General features: G+C 71.1%; 14 protein-coding genes, 1 tRNA gene, 1 other RNA gene and 1 riboswitch. Of the genes, 10 read left to right on the top strand and 6 right to left on the bottom strand.

Annotated features, from left to right (window positions below; all coding sequences use genetic code 11):
* Positions 1-10 precede the first annotated feature (10 nt).
* The 6 genes from ABCQ75_RS05620 to ABCQ75_RS05595 are packed head-to-tail and all read left to right on the top strand — an operon-like array spanning position 11 to position 6,374.
* Positions 11-1,342, top strand: coding sequence for an ABC transporter substrate-binding protein (locus tag ABCQ75_RS05620; RefSeq protein WP_345883716.1), 1,332 nt, complete (start codon positions 11-13; stop codon positions 1,340-1,342).
* Positions 1,343-1,396: 54 nt separating this feature from the next.
* Positions 1,397-2,383, top strand: coding sequence for a carbohydrate ABC transporter permease (locus ABCQ75_RS05615; protein ID WP_345883715.1), 987 nt, complete (start codon positions 1,397-1,399; stop codon positions 2,381-2,383).
* Complete coding sequence (locus ABCQ75_RS05610) at positions 2,376-3,215, top strand: carbohydrate ABC transporter permease (RefSeq protein ID WP_345883714.1); 840 nt, start codon at positions 2,376-2,378, stop codon at positions 3,213-3,215. Before ABCQ75_RS05615 ends, ABCQ75_RS05610 begins: the two co-directional genes overlap by 8 nt.
* A gap of 28 nt (positions 3,216-3,243) precedes the next feature.
* The gene (locus tag ABCQ75_RS05605) at positions 3,244-4,392 is read left to right on the top strand and encodes a Gfo/Idh/MocA family protein (protein WP_345883712.1); all 1,149 of its coding nucleotides are present in this window, start codon (positions 3,244-3,246) and stop codon (positions 4,390-4,392) included.
* A gap of 43 nt (positions 4,393-4,435) precedes the next feature.
* Positions 4,436-5,440, top strand: a complete 1,005-nt coding sequence (locus ABCQ75_RS05600; protein WP_345883710.1) for a sugar phosphate isomerase/epimerase family protein — start codon at positions 4,436-4,438, stop codon at positions 5,438-5,440.
* A gap of 4 nt (positions 5,441-5,444) precedes the next feature.
* On the top strand, positions 5,445-6,374 hold the full coding sequence (locus tag ABCQ75_RS05595; protein ID WP_345883708.1) for a TolB family protein: 930 nt from the start codon (positions 5,445-5,447) through the stop codon (positions 6,372-6,374).
* 33 nt (positions 6,375-6,407) lie between these two features.
* Here ABCQ75_RS05595 and ABCQ75_RS05590 read toward each other — a convergent pair whose 3' ends face one another.
* On the bottom strand, positions 6,408-7,256 hold the full coding sequence (locus ABCQ75_RS05590) for a methylenetetrahydrofolate reductase (protein ID WP_345883706.1): 849 nt from the start codon (positions 7,254-7,256) through the stop codon (positions 6,408-6,410).
* 132 nt (positions 7,257-7,388) lie between these two features.
* Positions 7,389-7,486, bottom strand: a riboswitch (glycine riboswitch).
* A gap of 166 nt (positions 7,487-7,652) precedes the next feature.
* On the opposite strand from ABCQ75_RS05590, the gene ABCQ75_RS05585 reads away from it, so the two are divergent.
* The gene (locus ABCQ75_RS05585) at positions 7,653-8,327 is read left to right on the top strand and encodes a TetR/AcrR family transcriptional regulator (protein ID WP_345883704.1); all 675 of its coding nucleotides are present in this window, start codon (positions 7,653-7,655) and stop codon (positions 8,325-8,327) included.
* 24 nt (positions 8,328-8,351) lie between these two features.
* On the opposite strand, the gene ABCQ75_RS05580 is transcribed toward ABCQ75_RS05585, so the two are convergent.
* Positions 8,352-8,990 (bottom strand): LytR C-terminal domain-containing protein, encoded by a 639-nt coding sequence (locus ABCQ75_RS05580; RefSeq protein ID WP_345883702.1) that lies wholly within the window; start codon positions 8,988-8,990, stop codon positions 8,352-8,354.
* A gap of 7 nt (positions 8,991-8,997) precedes the next feature.
* Positions 8,998-9,297 carry a type II toxin-antitoxin system VapB family antitoxin gene (locus tag ABCQ75_RS05575; RefSeq protein ID WP_345883700.1) on the bottom strand — a complete coding sequence of 100 codons (300 nt, stop codon included), beginning with the start codon at positions 9,295-9,297 and terminating at the stop codon, positions 8,998-9,000.
* A 121-nt stretch (positions 9,298-9,418) separates the two neighbouring features.
* Here ABCQ75_RS05575 and ABCQ75_RS05570 point away from each other — a divergent pair, with 121 nt between their 5' ends.
* Entirely contained in the window at positions 9,419-10,309 is an 891-nt protein-coding gene (locus ABCQ75_RS05570) for a Cof-type HAD-IIB family hydrolase (protein ID WP_345883698.1), read from the top strand.
* Between the two features lie 26 nt (positions 10,310-10,335).
* Here the strand turns inward: ABCQ75_RS05570 and ABCQ75_RS05565 are convergent, their stop codons facing one another.
* The 3 genes from ABCQ75_RS05565 to ABCQ75_RS05555 all read right to left on the bottom strand — a co-directional run bounded on the left by ABCQ75_RS05565 (position 10,336) and on the right by ABCQ75_RS05555 (position 12,362).
* Entirely contained in the window at positions 10,336-10,839 is a 504-nt protein-coding gene (locus ABCQ75_RS05565) for a glutathione peroxidase (protein ID WP_345883696.1), read from the bottom strand.
* 19 nt (positions 10,840-10,858) lie between these two features.
* A complete protein-coding gene (locus tag ABCQ75_RS05560) occupies positions 10,859-12,037 on the bottom strand; it encodes a M23 family metallopeptidase (RefSeq protein ID WP_345883695.1) in 1,179 nt (392 codons plus the stop codon).
* 240 nt (positions 12,038-12,277) lie between these two features.
* A tRNA-Ser gene (locus ABCQ75_RS05555) sits at positions 12,278-12,362 on the bottom strand.
* A gap of 112 nt (positions 12,363-12,474) precedes the next feature.
* Here ABCQ75_RS05555 and ffs point away from each other — a divergent pair.
* Positions 12,475-12,571, top strand: an RNA gene (ffs, locus tag ABCQ75_RS05550) — signal recognition particle sRNA small type.
* A gap of 72 nt (positions 12,572-12,643) precedes the next feature.
* Complete coding sequence (locus ABCQ75_RS05545) at positions 12,644-15,868, top strand: DNA polymerase III subunit gamma and tau (protein WP_345883693.1); 3,225 nt, start codon at positions 12,644-12,646, stop codon at positions 15,866-15,868.
* Positions 15,869-15,876: the final 8 nt, after the last annotated feature.

The raw sequence follows: 15,876 nt of genomic DNA, 5'->3' as shown, positions 1-15,876 counted from the left end.
GGAGCACACTATGAAGAAGCCACTCAAGGCGCTCTCGGCCCTCGCGGCCTCGGCGGCGCTGACCATGGGCCTCGCGGCATGCGGGGCCGGCAGCTCGGACGCAGGCGGATCGAGTGACACGATCACCTACTGGGCGTCGAACCAGGGCAACAGCCTCGAGGACACGGCGGCGAAGCTCAAGCCCTCCCTCGACCGGTTCACCGAGGAGACCGGCGTCAAGGTCAACCTCGAGGTGATCGGCTGGAACGACCTCTACAACCGCATCCTCACCGCCGTGACGAGCGGCGACGGCCCGGATGTCCTCAACATCGGCAACACGTGGGCCGTGACGCTCCAGGAGACCGGGGCCTTCGAGCCGGTCGAGGGCAAGCTCCTCGAAGCCGTGGGCGGCCAGGAGCGGTTCGTCGAGTCCAGCTGGTCCACGGGCGGGGCGCCCGGCAAGGCCCCGACCTCGGTGCCGATCTACGGCCTCGCGTACAACCTGTACTACAACACGAAGCTCTTCAAGGAGGCGGGCATCACCGATCCGCCGACCACGTGGGACGAGTTCGTCGCCGCGGCGAAGAAGCTCACCAAGGACACGAACGGCGACGGCACACCCGACCAGTGGGGCTTCACGGCAGCCGGAGCCTCGGTGTCCGCGAACTCTCACCAGGCCTTCGTCCGCGGCCTCCAGAACGGCGGCTCGCTCTTCGACAACTCGGGCAAGCCGACCTTCGACAGCGATCCGCAGGTCGCCGGCGTCAAGCAGTTCATCGACCTCATGGCCACCCACAAGGTCATGGCCCCCTCCGACGCCGAGATCTCGGACGGCGCCATGAAGGTCGACAACCTCATCAACGGCAAGGCCGCGATGATGTTCGACCAGAGCCCGATCAAGAACTTCACCGCGCGCGACTTCAAGGACTGGGGTGTCGCGGCCATCCCCATGATGACGGCGGGCGCCACCGGGGACGAGGGCACGCAGAGCCACGTGGCCGGCATCAACATCAGCGTGTTCAAGAACAGCAAGAACAAGGACAACGCGATCAAGTTCGCCGGGTGGCTCACGAGCGACGCCGAGCAGGCCTACCTCAACAAGGCCTTCTCCTCGCTCCCCGTCGTGACGGGCGTGACCGAGAAGGACAAGGCGTTCCAGACTGCCGAGGTCAAGGCCAAGCAGGAGGCCCTCGCCAACCATGCCAAGCCCATGCCGCTCATCGCCCAGGAGGGCCAGATGGAGACGCTCACGGGCACCGCGATCAAGAACCTCTTCGCGAAGGCGGCGACGGGGACTGTGACCGAGGCGGACATCAGGACAGCCCTGTCTGACGCCAACAACCAGATGGCTGCGGCCCAGTAGCACGGGGCCGTCGGTGCGGGGCCTCAGGGCCCCGCACCCTCCCCAGGAGTCTCCATGTCGCAGACCACTGTCCAGCCGCCGCGCGAGCGGACCACCGAACGGCCGGCGCCGGCGCACACCCCCGCCGCCCGCCGTCGTCGCCCCTCCCTCCTGCCGTACGGGCTCGTCGCCCCGGCAGCGCTCCTCGAACTCCTCATCCACATCGGCCCCATGCTCCTCGGGGTGTGGATCGCGTTCATCTCGCTCAACCAGCTCAACCTCACCAACTGGCTCGGCGCGCCCTTCGTGGGCCTGCAGAACTTCGTCAACGGCCTCAACCCCGAGAGCACAATCGGCCAGGCGTTCTTCTCGACCCTCGGCCGCACGCTCCTGTACACCGTGATCGTGGTGGGCTGCTCGTGGGCCCTCGGGATGGCGGGCGCGGTGTTCCTCAACTCGAACTTCAAGGGGCGCGGACTGCTGAGGACGTTCTTCCTCGTCCCCTATGCCCTCCCCGCCTACGTGGGCACGATCGCGTGGGCCTTCATGTTCAACCAGCGCGACGGCGCGGTGAACCAGATCCTGGTGGACACCCTCCACATGTTCGGCGACGAGCGGCCCTTCTGGCTCCTCGGGCAGAACTCGTTCACCGCGATGGTGCTCGTCAACATCTGGCAGCTGTGGCCGTTTGCCTTCCTCATGCTCCTGGCCGCGCTCCAGAACATCTCCCATGACGTCTACGAGGCCGCATCGATCGACGGCGCATCCCTGTGGCAGCAGTTCCGGACCATCACGCTGCCCATGGTGCGCCCCGCGAACGGCGTGCTCCTGCTCGTCATGTCGCTGTGGACGTTCAACCAGTTCAACATCCCGTTCGTGCTCTTCGGCCCGGCCTCGCCGAAGGAGGCGACCCTTGTCTCGCCGCTCATCTACCAGAACTCGTTCGGGAGCTGGAACTTCGGCCTCGGCGGCGCCATGAGCGTCCTGCTCCTCATTGCCCTGTTCATCGCATCCGTGTTCTACATCCGGATGGTCCTGCCCAAGGGGGCCGAGAATGATTGAGACCCGCAGCTTCCGCATCCTGCGCGCCGTGGTCCTGGCCGGCCTCTCGCTCTGGGTGGCCGTGCCCCTGTACGTCGTCCTGTCCACGTCGCTCAAGCCGCTCAAGGACGTCTCCGGCCTGTTCCAGTGGATCCCCCGGGAGATCACGTTCGCGCCGTTCATCGACATCTGGAGCACGGTGCCGCTCGCCCGCTACTTCCAGAACAGCCTCATCGTCACCATCTGCGCCACGGCGTGCTCGGTGGTCGTCGCCGTCCTGGCGGCGTACGCGATCGCACGCCTGCCGTTCCGCGGCAAGCGGCCGTTCAGCCTCGTGGTCCTCTCCACGCAGATGTTCCCGGGCATCCTCTTCCTGCTGCCGCTGTACCTGATCTTCACCCAGATCCGGAACGTCACCGGCCTCCAGCTGCAGGGCTCCTACCTCGGCCTGATCATCACCTACATGACGTTCACGCTGCCCTTCGCGATCTGGATGCTCACCGGCTACTTCGCGTCCATCCCGAAGGAGCTCGAGGAGGCCTCGATGATCGACGGCACCGGCAGGATGGGGGCGCTCATCCGGGTGGTCCTCCCCGTGGCCAAGCCGGGCATCATCGCCGTAGCGGTGTACTCGTTCATCTCGGCGTGGGGGGAGGTCCTCTTCGCCTCCGTCCTGACGAACGAGGCCACCAAGACCCTCTCCCTGGGCCTCAAGTCCTATGCCAGCGAATCGGACGTGTTCTGGAACCAGCTCATGGCCGCATCGGTCGTGGTCTCGCTTCCTGTCCTCATCGGATTCATTCTGGTGCAGAAGCACCTCGTCGCCGGCCTGTCCGCCGGCGCCGTCAAGTAGCCCCCGCGGCAGGAATCAGGAGCACACCGTGGAAACGAACGAGCAGCCCGCCAGCCAGCCGCTCGGCGTCGCCGCGATCGGCTATGCCTTCATGGGCAAGGCCCACTCGCAGGCCTGGCGGAACGTCGCCGCCTACTTCGACGTCCCCGCCGTGGAGCAGAAGGTCCTCGTGGGGCGGGACGCCGAGCAGGTCGCCGAGGCGGCCGCGCGGTACGGCTGGAAGGAGTCCGCCACGGACTGGCGCGAGGTGATCGCGCGGGACGACGTGCACATCGTGGACATCTGCGCCCCAGGCTGGCTGCACGCGGAGATCGCGATCGCCGCGCTCGAGGCCGGCAAGCATGTCCTCGTCGAGAAGCCGCTGGCCAATTCGCTGCCCGAGTCCGAGCGCATGGTCGCTGCCGCGGCATCGGCCCGCGCGCGCGGCGTCGTCTCGATGGTCGGCTTCAACTACCGGCGCGTGCCGGCGCTCGCCTACGCGAAGCAGCTCATCGCGGCCGGGAGGATCGGCGCCGTCCGCGAGGTCCGCGCGTCGTACCTGCAGGACTGGCTCGCGGACGAGGGGGCTCCCATGACCTGGCGGCTCCGCAAGGAGACGGCGGGTTCGGGCGCGCTCGGGGACATCGCCTCCCACGCGATCGACCAGGTGCAGTACCTCACCGGTGACACGGTCACCGAGGTCTCGGGCCGCCTCCACACCTTCGTGGCGCAGCGCCCCGGGCCCGGGGGTCCGGAGGAGGTGACGGTCGACGACGCCGCCTGGGCCACGCTGTCCCTCGCCTCCGGGGCGGTCGCCTCGGTGGAGGTCTCGCGCGTGGCCACCGGGCGGAAGAATTCGCTGCGGATCGAGGTCTACGGCTCCGAGGGGGCGCTCGCGTTCGACCTCGAGCGGCTCGGCGAGCTCGAGTTCCTCGATGCGACCGCACCTGCCGAGGAGCAGGGCTTCCGCCGGATCGTCGTCACCGAGCCGGGGCACCCGTACGCCGGCGCGTGGTGGCCGCAGGGGCACATGATCGGCTGGGAGCACACGTTCACCCACCAGATCCGGGACTTCCTCGAGGCCATCCGGGAGGGCTCCGCCCCGAGCCCGTCCTTCGAGGAGGGCCTCCAGGTCCAGCGCGTCCTCGGCGCGATCGAGGAATCCGCCGCCGCCAAGTCCAGCACCGTGCACCTCTGAGCCATTCCAGCAGTCTGACCCGTTCCCCGCAGAAAGGAACCCCATGCCCCGCCCCTTCACCCTGTTCACCGGCCAGTGGGCCGACCTCAAGCTCGAGGAGGTCGCCGAGCTCGCGGCCGGCTGGGGCTACGACGGCCTCGAGATCGCCGTCTCCGGCGAGCACCTCGACGCCGCCCGCTGGGACGACGGGGCGTACATCGCCGAGCGCCTCGGCATCCTCTCCCGGCACGGCCTCAAGCTCTTCGCCATCTCGAACCACCTCAAGGGCCAGGCCGTGTGCGACGACCCGATCGACTTCCGGCACCAGGCGATCGTGGGTTCCGCGGTTTGGGGCGACGGCGACCCCGAGGGCGTGCGCCAGCGTGCGGCCGAGGACCTCAAGGACACCGCCCGGCTCGCCCGCGCCCTCGGGGTGAAGACCGTCGTGGGCTTCACGGGCTCGAGCATCTGGCAGTACGTGGCCATGTTCCCGCCCGTCGGCGCGGACGTCATCGAGGCCGGCTTCCAAGACTTTGCCGACCGGTGGAACCCCATCCTGGACGTCTTCGACGAGTGCGGCGTCCGGTTCGCGCACGAGGTCCACCCGTCCGAGATCGCCTACGACTACTGGTCCACGCAGCGGGCGCTCGAGGCGATCGGGCACCGCGAGGCGTTCGGGCTCAACTGGGACCCCTCGCACATGGTGTGGCAGGGCCTGGACCCCGTCGCGTTCATCACCGACTTCGCGGACCGGATCTACCACGTGGACTGCAAGGACACCCGGATGCGGATGGGCAACGGCCGGGCCGGGATCCTCTCCTCGCACCTGTCCTGGGGCGACCCGCACCGCGGCTGGGACTTCGTCTCCGCCGGCCGCGGCGACGTTCCGTGGGAGGACTGCTTCCGCGCCCTGACCGCGATCGGCTACGACGGCCCGATCTCGGTCGAATGGGAGGACGCCGGCATGGACCGCCTCGTCGGCGCCCCGGAGGCACTCAAGGAGCTCAAGAAGTTCGACTTCGCCCCGAGCTCCCAGTCCTTCGACGCCGCCTTCAGCAACCAGTCCTGAACGCGTGGCAGCGCCAGCACCTGCCGAGGGTCCCCGGTGGGGCGGGACAGCTGCCCGTCCACGGCAGCTCCGCCGGGGCCAGCGGGCCCGGATCCGCATTTGGGACAGGGCATCCAGCAGTGTCCGGACTGTCTTCGAATCCCGCGAGCGCCTCTACGAGGCCCCGAACTGGACGCCCGACGGCCGCCTCGTGCTCAACGGCGACGGGCTCCTGTGGACGCTCCCCGTCGATGGATCGGGTCCGCCCCGGGAGATCCCTTCGCCGGGCATGCCCGGCGTCAACAACGATCACGTCCTCGCGCCGGACGGGGCCACGCTGTTCGCCTCGGCCGATGACGGGCACATCTGGGCGACCTCGCTCGGGGGCGGTCCCGCGCGGCGCGTGACCCGCGACGACAGGGCAATGCATTTCCTGCACGGCGTCAGCCCCGACGGGCAGAGGCTCGCCTATGTACGGCTCGAACCGGAGGGCGGGGACTGGTGGGCGTCCGCGACCATCCACACGGTCGACACGGATGGCGGCAACGACCTCGCCGTCACCACCCACCCCGGCCCGGCGGACGGGTGCGAGTGGACACCTGACGGAGAGTGGATCGTCTTCAACACCGAACAGTTCTCGGCACTGCCGGGGCACGCCCAACTGGCACGGGCGCGCCCCGACGGTTGCCAGCTCGAGCAGCTCACCCACGACGAGCGGGTGAACTGGTTCCCGCACGTCGCGCCGGACGGCAGTGTTGCGGTGTACCTCAGCTACGCACCGGGAACCCGCGGCCACCCCGCGGACCAGCCCGTGGAGCTCAGGCTCGTCCACGTCAGCGCATGCGACGAGCCCGTCACGCTCGTTGCCCTGTGGGGCGGGCAGGGGACGGTCAACGTCCCCAGCTGGGCGCCCGACTCCTCGGCCTTCGCGTTCATTGACTATCCCCTGGGATGAGGGCGCCCGCAGCGCCCTCCGCGTACAGCGCGCTCAGCCGAAGCTGTTGAAGGTGAAGAGGTGGATCCCGGCCAGGCCTGCCGGACTCGTCTCGAGGCTGCGCACGAGCCCCTCCGGCGAGTAGACCCCGCCGCTGCCCAGGAGGCGGCGGGCCAGGGGGCCCTTGCGGGTGATGAACGCCAGCGAGGGGCCCACGCCGATCTTCGCGGCCAGCGCGACGAGCCGCGCCCGTGGCACGGCGCCGGGGACGCCTGCCCAGACCGGGAGCCGGATGCCCTCGGCGCGCAGGAGCGCGGCGTAGTCCGTGATCGCGGCGGCGGAGAAGCACATCTGCGTGGCCACGCTGGCGGCGAGGTGCTGCTTGGCGAGAAGCGCATCCAGGAGTTCGGGCCCGCTGCGCTGAGGATGCCCTTCGGGATAGCCCGCCACCCCTGCGGCGAACGCGCCGCCGGAGAGGTCGGCGATGTCCTCCAGGAGCGAGGTGGAGTCGGCGTAGGGCCCCGCCGGCTGCGCGGCGTCGCCGCTGACGGCGAAAACCTCCGTGATCCCGGCGGACGCGAACTCGCGGAGCGCGCGCGCCAGCCGCGCCCTGTCCACGATGCTGCGCGCCGCGAGGTGCGGCACAACGCGATAGCCGAGGTCCGCGAGCCGGACCGAGGTTTCCGCGGTCGGCTCCATGCCGTGGTGCGGGAGGCACGTGACGGTGAGGGCCGAGCCCTCGGGGAGCGCGGCGGCGACCCGGGCGGCAATGCCCTCGGTGGGGACGATCTCCCGGCGCAGCGGAAGGGCTGGGGGGCCGGGATCGCGAACGGCCGGGCTGGCTGCGGGGGCCGGGCAGGACGGTGCCTGGCCTGCGGCGGGGGGAAGGGCATGCGCTGGCATGGAGGACTCCTCTTCTCTGGCCGGGCGAAGCCGGCGGGCGTCCTCCCCGCTCTGTCATGGACCTGAGAGTTTCCGCGGGAGGGTGGTCCGCTTGCACCGTCGGTGAGCCCGGAGGCTGCTTTCCAGAGGAGCCTCACCGCGGCGGTACATGGGCCTGAGAGATTCCTGGGGAGGATTTGCTCCTACGGCACCCGCTTGCTGCGCCGGCGGGATTCTCCCGCCGCGGATCATCGGCGTCTTCAGTTGTATGGCGGGCACGGCCGCACCCGATCAGTGTGTCGGGGCTCACCGACCGCTGTCAAAGGCCGCGCCATCGGCACGACATGCGCGCGCAGGAGCAGGCTTGATCACCCGCAACAAAGGGCTTTTGGTGACACACCGACGTAAAATGTAGACATGCCCCGCATCCAGGCCGAGTCGAACGCAGCCCAGCGCGCTCTCACGCAGCGTCGCATCCTGGACGCGTTCGGCGAGCTCCTGTTCACGCGCGGCCTCCCCGGGCTCACCATGACGGACGTGGCCCGGCAGGCCGGGGTGGGGCGCACTGCGGTCTACAACTACTACGCGGACATGGAGGAGCTGCTCATCGGCTACGCCCTCGCCGAGACGGGCCGGTTCCTCACGGACCTCAAGGCGGAGCTCGCGCGGCTCGAGAACCCGGTCGACCGGCTCGCCGTGTACATCCGTGCGCAGGTCGAGGACCTCTCCCGCCGCCACCTCCCCCCGGGACCCGCCATGCGCGCGGTGCTCTCGCCGTCGTCCTTCGCGAAGCTGGGCGACCACGTGGGCGAGCTGAACGACCTCCTGAAGGCCATCCTCACCGACGGGATGGCGCAGGGGTACCTGCCCGAGGGGGACGTCGAGGAGCTCGTCCAGCTGGTCCACGGCTCCCTCACCGCGAGCGCGGACCGCGGGCGCCGCGGGGCTCCAGGGCCTGGGGGCGGCCCGGAGGAGGCTGCGGAAGAGGCGGACGACGACGCCGGCGAGCGCCGCACGGACGCCACCGTGCGCTTCATCCAGCTGGGGGTCGGGGCGCGCTTCGGCGAGGACGGGCGGCCGCTGCGCGCCTGAGCGGGGCGCCGGGCCGGGCCGGCCTCAGCGGACGGGCGGGGTCGCCGTCGGGCTGGGAAGCTCGCAGTTGAGGGTGCCCGGGGTCTGGTCGACCACCTTGGGCGCGGCGAGCCCGGTGAACGCGGGGCCGAGCAGGAGGTCCACGGAGTCGTCGGCGCGCGGATCCCGCACGAACACGCTGCCCGGAACGTGCCGCTGAAGCGTGAACGCGGCAGCCTCCCCCGCGGACCCGGAACGCACCACGGCCGTGGCCGCGGTGGAGAACTTCTCGTTGTCCACGGCGAGGACCCTGAACCTGCGCTTCGCGAGCTCGTCCGCGACCTGCCTCGCGAGCCCCTCCCGGCCGGCGGCGTTGAGCACGTTGACGGTGGTCTGCTCGGGCGGGAGGTAGTCGTAGGTGCCGCTCGGGCATGCAGCGAGGCTCGGCGCGGTCGCGGGCTCGGGAAGCTTGATGTAGCCGGACAGGATCGCCCATGCGGCACCGGCCCCGAAGACCACGATCGCCACAAGCAGGGCGATCATGGCCCCGTGCAGTATCCGCCTTCGCATGCGGGGCACGTTCTCGGCCTCGTCGGGGTCAGGCTCGAACTGCGAGCGCAGGTCGGGGCCGCTCACCACGCGGTGGCCGTGGTAGACGGTCAGGTCCTTGGGCTTGCGGGGCACGGCGGGCTCACGTGTCGAGGTCGAGGACGCGGGCGTGGATCGCGGTGCGCTGGTGGAGGGCCGTGCGGACGGCCCGGTGCAGCCCGTCCTCGAGGTAGAGGACGCCGCGGTACTGCACCACGTGGGGGAAGAGGTCGCCGAAGAAGGTGGAGTCCTCTGCAAGGAGCGCCTCGAGGTCCAGGGTGCGCTTGGTGGTGACGAGCTCGTCGAGCCGGACGGGGCGCGGCGGGAGCGCGGCCCAGTCCTTGGGCGTGGAATAGCCATGGTCCGGGTAAGGACGTCCTTCGCCCACCGCTTTGAAGATCACGCCTTCAAGCCTAGGGGCGAGCAGGGCGGGGCTGCAGCGGGCTCGTGGACGGCGCTTCCCATTGTGGCCAAACGGTTACGCACCGCCCCGGCGGCTGAACGGCCAGTGCCAGAATGGAGGCATGGAGACAACGCCCGCCTTCGCCCTGCTCCTCGACGTGGACGGCCCCATCGCGAGCCCCGTGACCCGCACCGTCCAGCCCGAGATCATTGCCCTCCTCGGCGAGCTCGGCGCCGCCGGGATCCCGGTGGTGTTCAACACCGGCCGCTCGGACGAGTTCATCCGGGAGCAGGTCATGGAGCCCATGCTCGAGGCCGGCATGCCGGAGGGCCTGCTGGTGCACGCGATCTGCGAGAAGGGCGCCACGTGGTTCTCCTTCACCGGCCAGGGCGCGGGCCCGGTCCACGTGGACGAGACGCTCGCCGTCCCCCGGGCCTACGCCGACGACATCCGCGACCTCGTGGCGCGGGAGTACGCCGAGCACATGTTCTTCGACGAGACGAAGCGGGCCATGGTCTCGGTGGAGCAGCACATCGGCGTCCCGTCCGAGGCCTACCGGGCCGAGCAGGAGCGGTTCGACGCCGAGGCGATGGCCGTCATGGCGCGCCATGACCTCGGCGTGGTCCGGCTCGACCACCACGTGCCCGGCAGCGACGACGCCGTGGACTACCGCGTGGACCCCACCATCATCTCGACCGACATCGAGTCGGTCCGGCTCGGGAAGGATCTGGGCGCGAGCCGCGCGTGCGAGCTCCTGCGCCGGGACGGGATCGTCCCGGCGGCCTGGTACACCGTGGGCGACTCCCGCACGGACTACGCCATGGCGGACTGGCTGCACCACAACGACCACGTGGTCACGCACGTGGACGTCCGTCCCGCGGACGGCGTGCCCACCAAGCCCTACGAGGTCCTCACCGCCGCGTACCTGGGCCTCGAGGATGACGTGATCCACGACGACGCCGGCCTCGCCTTCCTGCGCCGCTGGCGGGATGCGCTCGCCCTCGCCGACTGACCCCACCCCTCGCGGGGCGGCGTACGTCAGCTGGCCGTGACGGGGTCGGGCAGGGCAGCTTCGATCGCCTCGCGCAGCTCCGGCGCGTCGGGGTCGACCGGCGAGCGGAACCGGCCCACCACCCGGCCCTCCGAATCGACGAGGAACTTCTCGAAGTTCCACTTGACCTTCGCCCCGGCGTCATCGCCCGCCGGGAATTCCGTGAGGGCGGCGTAGAGCGGATGCTGCCGCTTGCCCAGGACGTCGCCCTTGGCGGCCAGCGGGAACGTGACCCCGAAGTTCACGCGGCAGAACTCCTCGATCTCGGCGTCCGTGCCCGGCTCCTGCCCTGCGAACTGGTTGCACGGGAAGCCGAGGACCACGAGCCCGCGGTCCCTGTACTCGCGCGAGAGCGCCTCGAGTCCGTCGTATTGGCGCGTGAAACCGCACTTCGATGCCACGTTGACCACCAGCACCGCGCTTCCGGCGAAGCGCCCGAACGTCGTCTCGGTTCCGTCGTTGAGGGTCAGGGGGATCTCGTGGAGGCTCATGCGCCCCAGTCTAGGCAGGCTACGGCGTCGGCTCCGGCGTCGAGGTGGGCGCCTCGGTCGCAGTGGCGGTGGGCGACGGGGCGGCAGTTTCCGACGGTGTCGGGGTGGCGGTTTCCGACGGTGTCGGGGTGGCGGTTTCCGACGGTGTCGGGGTGGCGGTTTCCGACGGCGTCGGGGTGGCGGTTTCCGACGGCGTCGGGCTCGCGGTCGGGGCGGGGGCCGGGCTCGGCGTCGGCGACGACGTCGGGCTCGGGCTCACCGTCGGTGTGGGCGACGGCGTGGGGCTGGCCGTCGTGGTCGGATCGGAGCCAGGCGCAGGAACCTCGGCGACGACTGGCGCCGCGTCCGGCTGCACCGGCGTCGGGTCCTCGAGCCGCGGCGGGGCGGGCGCCTCCGCCGGCACAACGGTCTCGCCGGTCGCGGGCTGCTCGGCTTCGGCGGGGATGGCCCAGGGCTGGCGGCCGTTACGGGCCTTGCCGTCCTGCGGTGTGTAGTCGGTGATCCGGAGCGCCCCGATCGGCGAGCTCTGGCGTATCGGGATGAGGGTGAAGCCGGCGGGATCCACGTGGCGGCCGTCGCGGAGGGTCTCGAAGTGCAGGTGGCAGCCGGTGGACGAGCCAGTGGTGCCGACGAGCCCGATCACCTGGCCCACCTCGACCCGCTCACCCGGCTCGACGGCGATCCCCTCGAGGTGGTTGTAGGTTGTGATGATCCCATTGCCGTGGTCCACTTCCAGCCTGTTCCCCCCGCCCCACGGATGCCATCCCGCGGCCCGCACCCGGCCGGCGTCGGCCGAGTAGACGTGCGTCCCGCAGGCCGCCGAGAAGTCCTGGCCCCAGTGGAACTCGCCGGGCTCGCCCGTGAGCGGGCTGACGCGGTAGCCGAAGCCGGAACTCGGCACCAGCTTCTCGAGCGGGGCATAGAGGCTGCCCTCAACGGGCCGCGGCAGGCCGCGCGACGCGACCACCACGGGAGACGTGTGGCCTCCGGGGATCGAGCGGACGTCGGTCCGGTCGAAGGAGACGACAGCATCCGGATCTGCGGTCACCGGGAGCACATCGCTGGCAAGGGCCTGGACCGAGCCGAGTGCGAGGAGGACAACACTCGTGGCGAGCGCGAGCGCGATACGGAAGCTCTGCAGAGGCCGCGGAGGACGGCTCAGGCGCGATTCGCGCTGGCTCAGGGCGGGATGGGCCACGACGGGACTCCCCATAGTTCAGGTTCGAGGCCAGAGGCCAGGTTCGAGGCGGAGGGGCAACTCCTCCATCTTCTGCACGATCGTGAAACCGCGCCAGACTGCACGCATCTATGTGGAGAACACTCAGGAAACACTTGCATCCCGAGTCCGCCCGAGAAGGGTCCGGTATGCGCCTGCGGAACACCCCGGAACGCGCGAAGTCCCCGGTCCGTTTGGACCGGGGACTTCGCAGGAAATGCGCGGAGGATGGGGGATTTGAACCCCCGAGGGCGTGAACCCAACACGCGTTCCAGGCGTGCGCCATAGGCCGCTAGGCGAATCCTCCAGGCTTGCCCGTCAAGGGCAGGTTCAAGAATACCCGACCATCCGGGATGCGCCGAATCGAGCCCCGAACGCCCCCGTGGACCGAGCCACGCCCGACGTCGGGTAGACTGTTCTGCGGCCCCTCATGTGGCGTCATCCTGCTGAACTCCCCCAGGACCGGAAGGTAGCAAGGGTAGGTGGGCTCTGGCGGGTGCATGAGGGGTCCTCTCATACCCGCAGCAGGCACCGGAAGCCTGTGGATAACCTCGCTGCAGTGTCGGTCCAGATTGGTAGGGTTTCCCTGTGAGTTCTCCCGCTGCCCTCTACCGCCGGTATCGGCCGGACGCGTTCCAGGACGTGATCGGGCAGGAGCACGTCACGGAGCCGCTCATGACCGCGCTCCGCAAGGACCGCGTCAATCACGCGTACCTCTTCTCCGGCCCGCGCGGGTGCGGCAAGACCACCTCCGCCCGCATCCTGGCGCGATGCCTCAACTGCGCCGAGGGGCCCACCCCAGACCCGTGCGGCGTCTGCCCGAGCTGCGTCGAGCTCGCGCGCGGCGGCCCCGGCTCGCTGGACGTCATCGAGATCGACGCCGCGAGCCACGGCGGCGTGGACGACGCCCGCGACCTCCGCGAGCGCGCCACCTTCGCGCCCGTTCGGGACCGCTACAAGATCTTCATCATCGACGAGGCCCACATGGTCACGTCCGCCGGCTTCAACGCGCTCCTCAAGATCGTCGAGGAGCCGCCGGAGCACATCAAGTTCATCTTCGCCACGACGGAACCGGACAAGGTCATCGGAACCATCCGGTCACGCACGCACCACTACCCGTTCCGGCTCGTCCCGCCCGAGCCCCTGCTCGCGTACCTCGAACAGCTGTGCACGGCAGAGAGCGTGCCGGTCGCGCCCGGCGTGCTCTCGCTCGTGGTCCGCGCGGGCGGCGGTTCAGTGCGGGACTCGCTGTCCGTCCTCGACCAGCTCATGGCCGGGGCCGGGACGAATGGGCTCGACTACGAGCTGGCCGTCGCGCTGCTGGGCTACACGCACGCGGCGCTGCTGGACGACGTCGTCGAGGCCGTCGCGGCGGGCGACTCCGGGACCGTGTTCCGCGCCGTGGACCGGGTGATCCAGACCGGCCACGACCCGCGGCGGTTCGTCGAGGACCTCCTCGAGCGCTTCCGCGACCTCATCATCGTCCAGGCGCTCCCCGACGCCGCCGAGTCGATCCTCCGCGGCGTGCCCGCGGACCAGCTCGCGCGGATGCGGGTCCAGGCGCAGAACCTCGGCGCGGCCGAGCTCTCCCGCGCCGCGGACGTCACCAATGAGGCGTTCAACGAGATGACCGGCGCGACCTCGCCCCGCCTCCACCTCGAACTCCTCTGCGCGCGGCTCATGCTGCCCGGCGCCGAGGTCGGCGAGCGCGGGTGGGCGGCGCGCGTGGACCGGCTTGAGCGCCGTCTCTCCTTCTCGGACGACGGCGGGGTCCCCGCTTCCGTGGCCGCCCCGGCTTCCGGGGCCGCAGCAGCCAGGCCCCCGGCGCCCAGCACCCCAGTACCCAGCACCCCGGCGCCCACGGCTCCTGCGCCCACGGCTCCTGCGCCCACCGCTCCCGCGCCCGAGGCCGCTCGACCGCAGGCACCGGCTGCCGCTCCGGCACAGGCGGCTGGCCCTGCGGAGCACGCGGACCCAGCACAGCACGCCGGCCCCGCGCAGGCCGCAGGCCCCGCGCAGACTGCCAGCCCTGTTCAGGACCAGCCGGCCGCGTCCACCGCCGCGCCCGCGTCTGCGCCCTCTCCCACCTCGCCCGGGCGGCCATCGGCGCCGCAACGCCCAGCCGGGGACGCGTCGTCGCACGCGCAGTCCGCGCCGAGTCCGGGCGGAGGTGCGGGCAGCGTCGAGATGTTCCGACGAGCGTGGCCGGAGATCCTGGACGCGCTGGCGAAGGTGAAGCGGAGCTCCTGGGCACTCGTCGGGCCGAACGCTACGGTCGCGGGCTTCGACGGGCGCACGCTCGCGCTTGCCTTCGGCACGTCCGGCCTCGCATCGGCGTTCACGCGGGGTGACCACGCAGAGAACCTTCGCCGGGCCATCCAGCAGGTGATCGGCGTCGACTGCCAGGTCGATGCCGTGACGGGTGGGAACGGGCCGGGCGTTGCCCCGACCGCCCAAGGCTCGGGTGCCGCAGGCCCCGGTCCGCAGACCCCTGGCGGTGCGCAGGGCCAGCCCGAGCCGGCGCGAGGTGGCGAATCGGGCCCAAAAGCCCCCGCTGATCCGCGCCCGGGCACTCCTGTGCCCTCGTCCGATCTGCGTGCCGCCGACGGTGCGCGCACCTCCGCTGCCCAGCCCGCTCCTGCCCAGCCGGCCGCTGCGGCCCCGTCGGAGGCGGACATTGCGTGGGGCCTCGCCTCAGCTCCGACCCCTCCCGCGCAAGCTGCACCCCAGGCGGACACTCCGAGGACAGGTACAGCGCGGGGAGCCGGCACCGCGGGAGCGGCGCACACCCCGGCGGAGCAGCCCCCCACCCCGGCGGACCACACCCCCACCTCGGCGGACCACACCCCCACCCCGGCGGACCACACCCCCACCCCGGCGGACCACAGCCCCACCTCGGCGGACCACACCCCCATTTCGGCGGAGCCGTACGGCGACATCCCCTACTCGGACGACGAGCCCGTGGACGACTGGGACGTCCCGTACCCCGACGATCCCGGCCCGCAGCGTCCGCGCGAGCAGTCGGCACGCCCGGCCTCCGCGCCTGCACAGGCTGCAAGTGCCCCGGCACAGCCCGCATCGACCTCTGGACAGCCCTCATCGGCGCCTGCCGAGACCCCTGCGCCCGGGCACGGGCCGCGCTCCGCATCCGCTGGGGAACGGCCTTCGCCCACGCCGGACTCCGACCCATGGGCTTTCGCCCGCGAGTCATCGCCGGGGGTGTGGTCGGTCGGGACAGAGCCGAACGTCCGGTCCCGCACCGGGTCCTCCGCTGCCGCGACGCGGGACACCGCATCGGCCGGCCAGTCGGAGGCCGACCAGTCGGAGGCGGGCCAGTCGGAGGCGGGCCAGCCACCGGTGCAGGGCTCCCCCGCGCCTGCCTATGCCCCCGCAACGGCGCAGGTCCCCCCGCGCCGTGACCCAACACCCCAGGCCCAGGCGACGGCGCCCGCCCGGGCAGCGTCGGCGTCGGCCGCCGCGCCGGCCACTCCTACCGCCACCGCACCGACCGCCGCCGCACCCGCTGCGGCCCCGCCGGCGGACGCCGCGGCCAATGGGCGGCAGATGAGCATGTACGAGCGACTCACCCGCTCGGGCCAGGGCCAGGCACCCGCGGCACCTGCCCCCACAGCCCCCACGTCGCCAGCTGCCCCCGCCTACATCGAGGACGTGGTGAGCGCGGACGACGAGGCGATCGAGGACTCGACGCTCTACGGCCGGGCGGCGGTGGAGCGGATCCTCGGTGGGAAGCTCATCGAGGAGCGCGCGCTGGACGGCACGGTTCTGCCTCCACGGCAGTCCGTGGGGCGGTAGCGTAGAGG

It is taken from the genome of Sinomonas halotolerans (assembly GCF_039615075.1).
Taxonomy (GTDB): Bacteria; Actinomycetota; Actinomycetes; order Actinomycetales; family Micrococcaceae; genus Sinomonas; species Sinomonas halotolerans.
This window is presented reverse-complemented; position numbering and strand designations above follow the sequence as displayed.

What these genes read in the sequence shown, in the direction of transcription:
- ABCQ75_RS05620 (WP_345883716.1), top strand. Translation starts at nt 11, where the DNA reads ATGAAGAAGCCACTCAAGGCGCTCTCGGCCCTCGCGGCCTCGGCGGCG.
- ABCQ75_RS05585 (WP_345883704.1), top strand. Translation starts at nt 7,653, where the DNA reads ATGCCCCGCATCCAGGCCGAGTCGAACGCAGCCCAGCGCGCTCTCACG.
- ABCQ75_RS05610 (WP_345883714.1), top strand. Translation starts at nt 2,376, where the DNA reads ATGATTGAGACCCGCAGCTTCCGCATCCTGCGCGCCGTGGTCCTGGCC.
- ABCQ75_RS05615 (WP_345883715.1), top strand. Translation starts at nt 1,397, where the DNA reads ATGTCGCAGACCACTGTCCAGCCGCCGCGCGAGCGGACCACCGAACGG.
- ABCQ75_RS05600 (WP_345883710.1), top strand. Translation starts at nt 4,436, where the DNA reads ATGCCCCGCCCCTTCACCCTGTTCACCGGCCAGTGGGCCGACCTCAAG.
- ABCQ75_RS05565 (WP_345883696.1), bottom strand. Translation starts at nt 10,839, where the DNA reads ATGAGCCTCCACGAGATCCCCCTGACCCTCAACGACGGAACCGAGACG.
- ABCQ75_RS05590 (WP_345883706.1), bottom strand. Translation starts at nt 7,256, where the DNA reads ATGCCAGCGCATGCCCTTCCCCCCGCCGCAGGCCAGGCACCGTCCTGC.
- ABCQ75_RS05570 (WP_345883698.1), top strand. Translation starts at nt 9,419, where the DNA reads ATGGAGACAACGCCCGCCTTCGCCCTGCTCCTCGACGTGGACGGCCCC.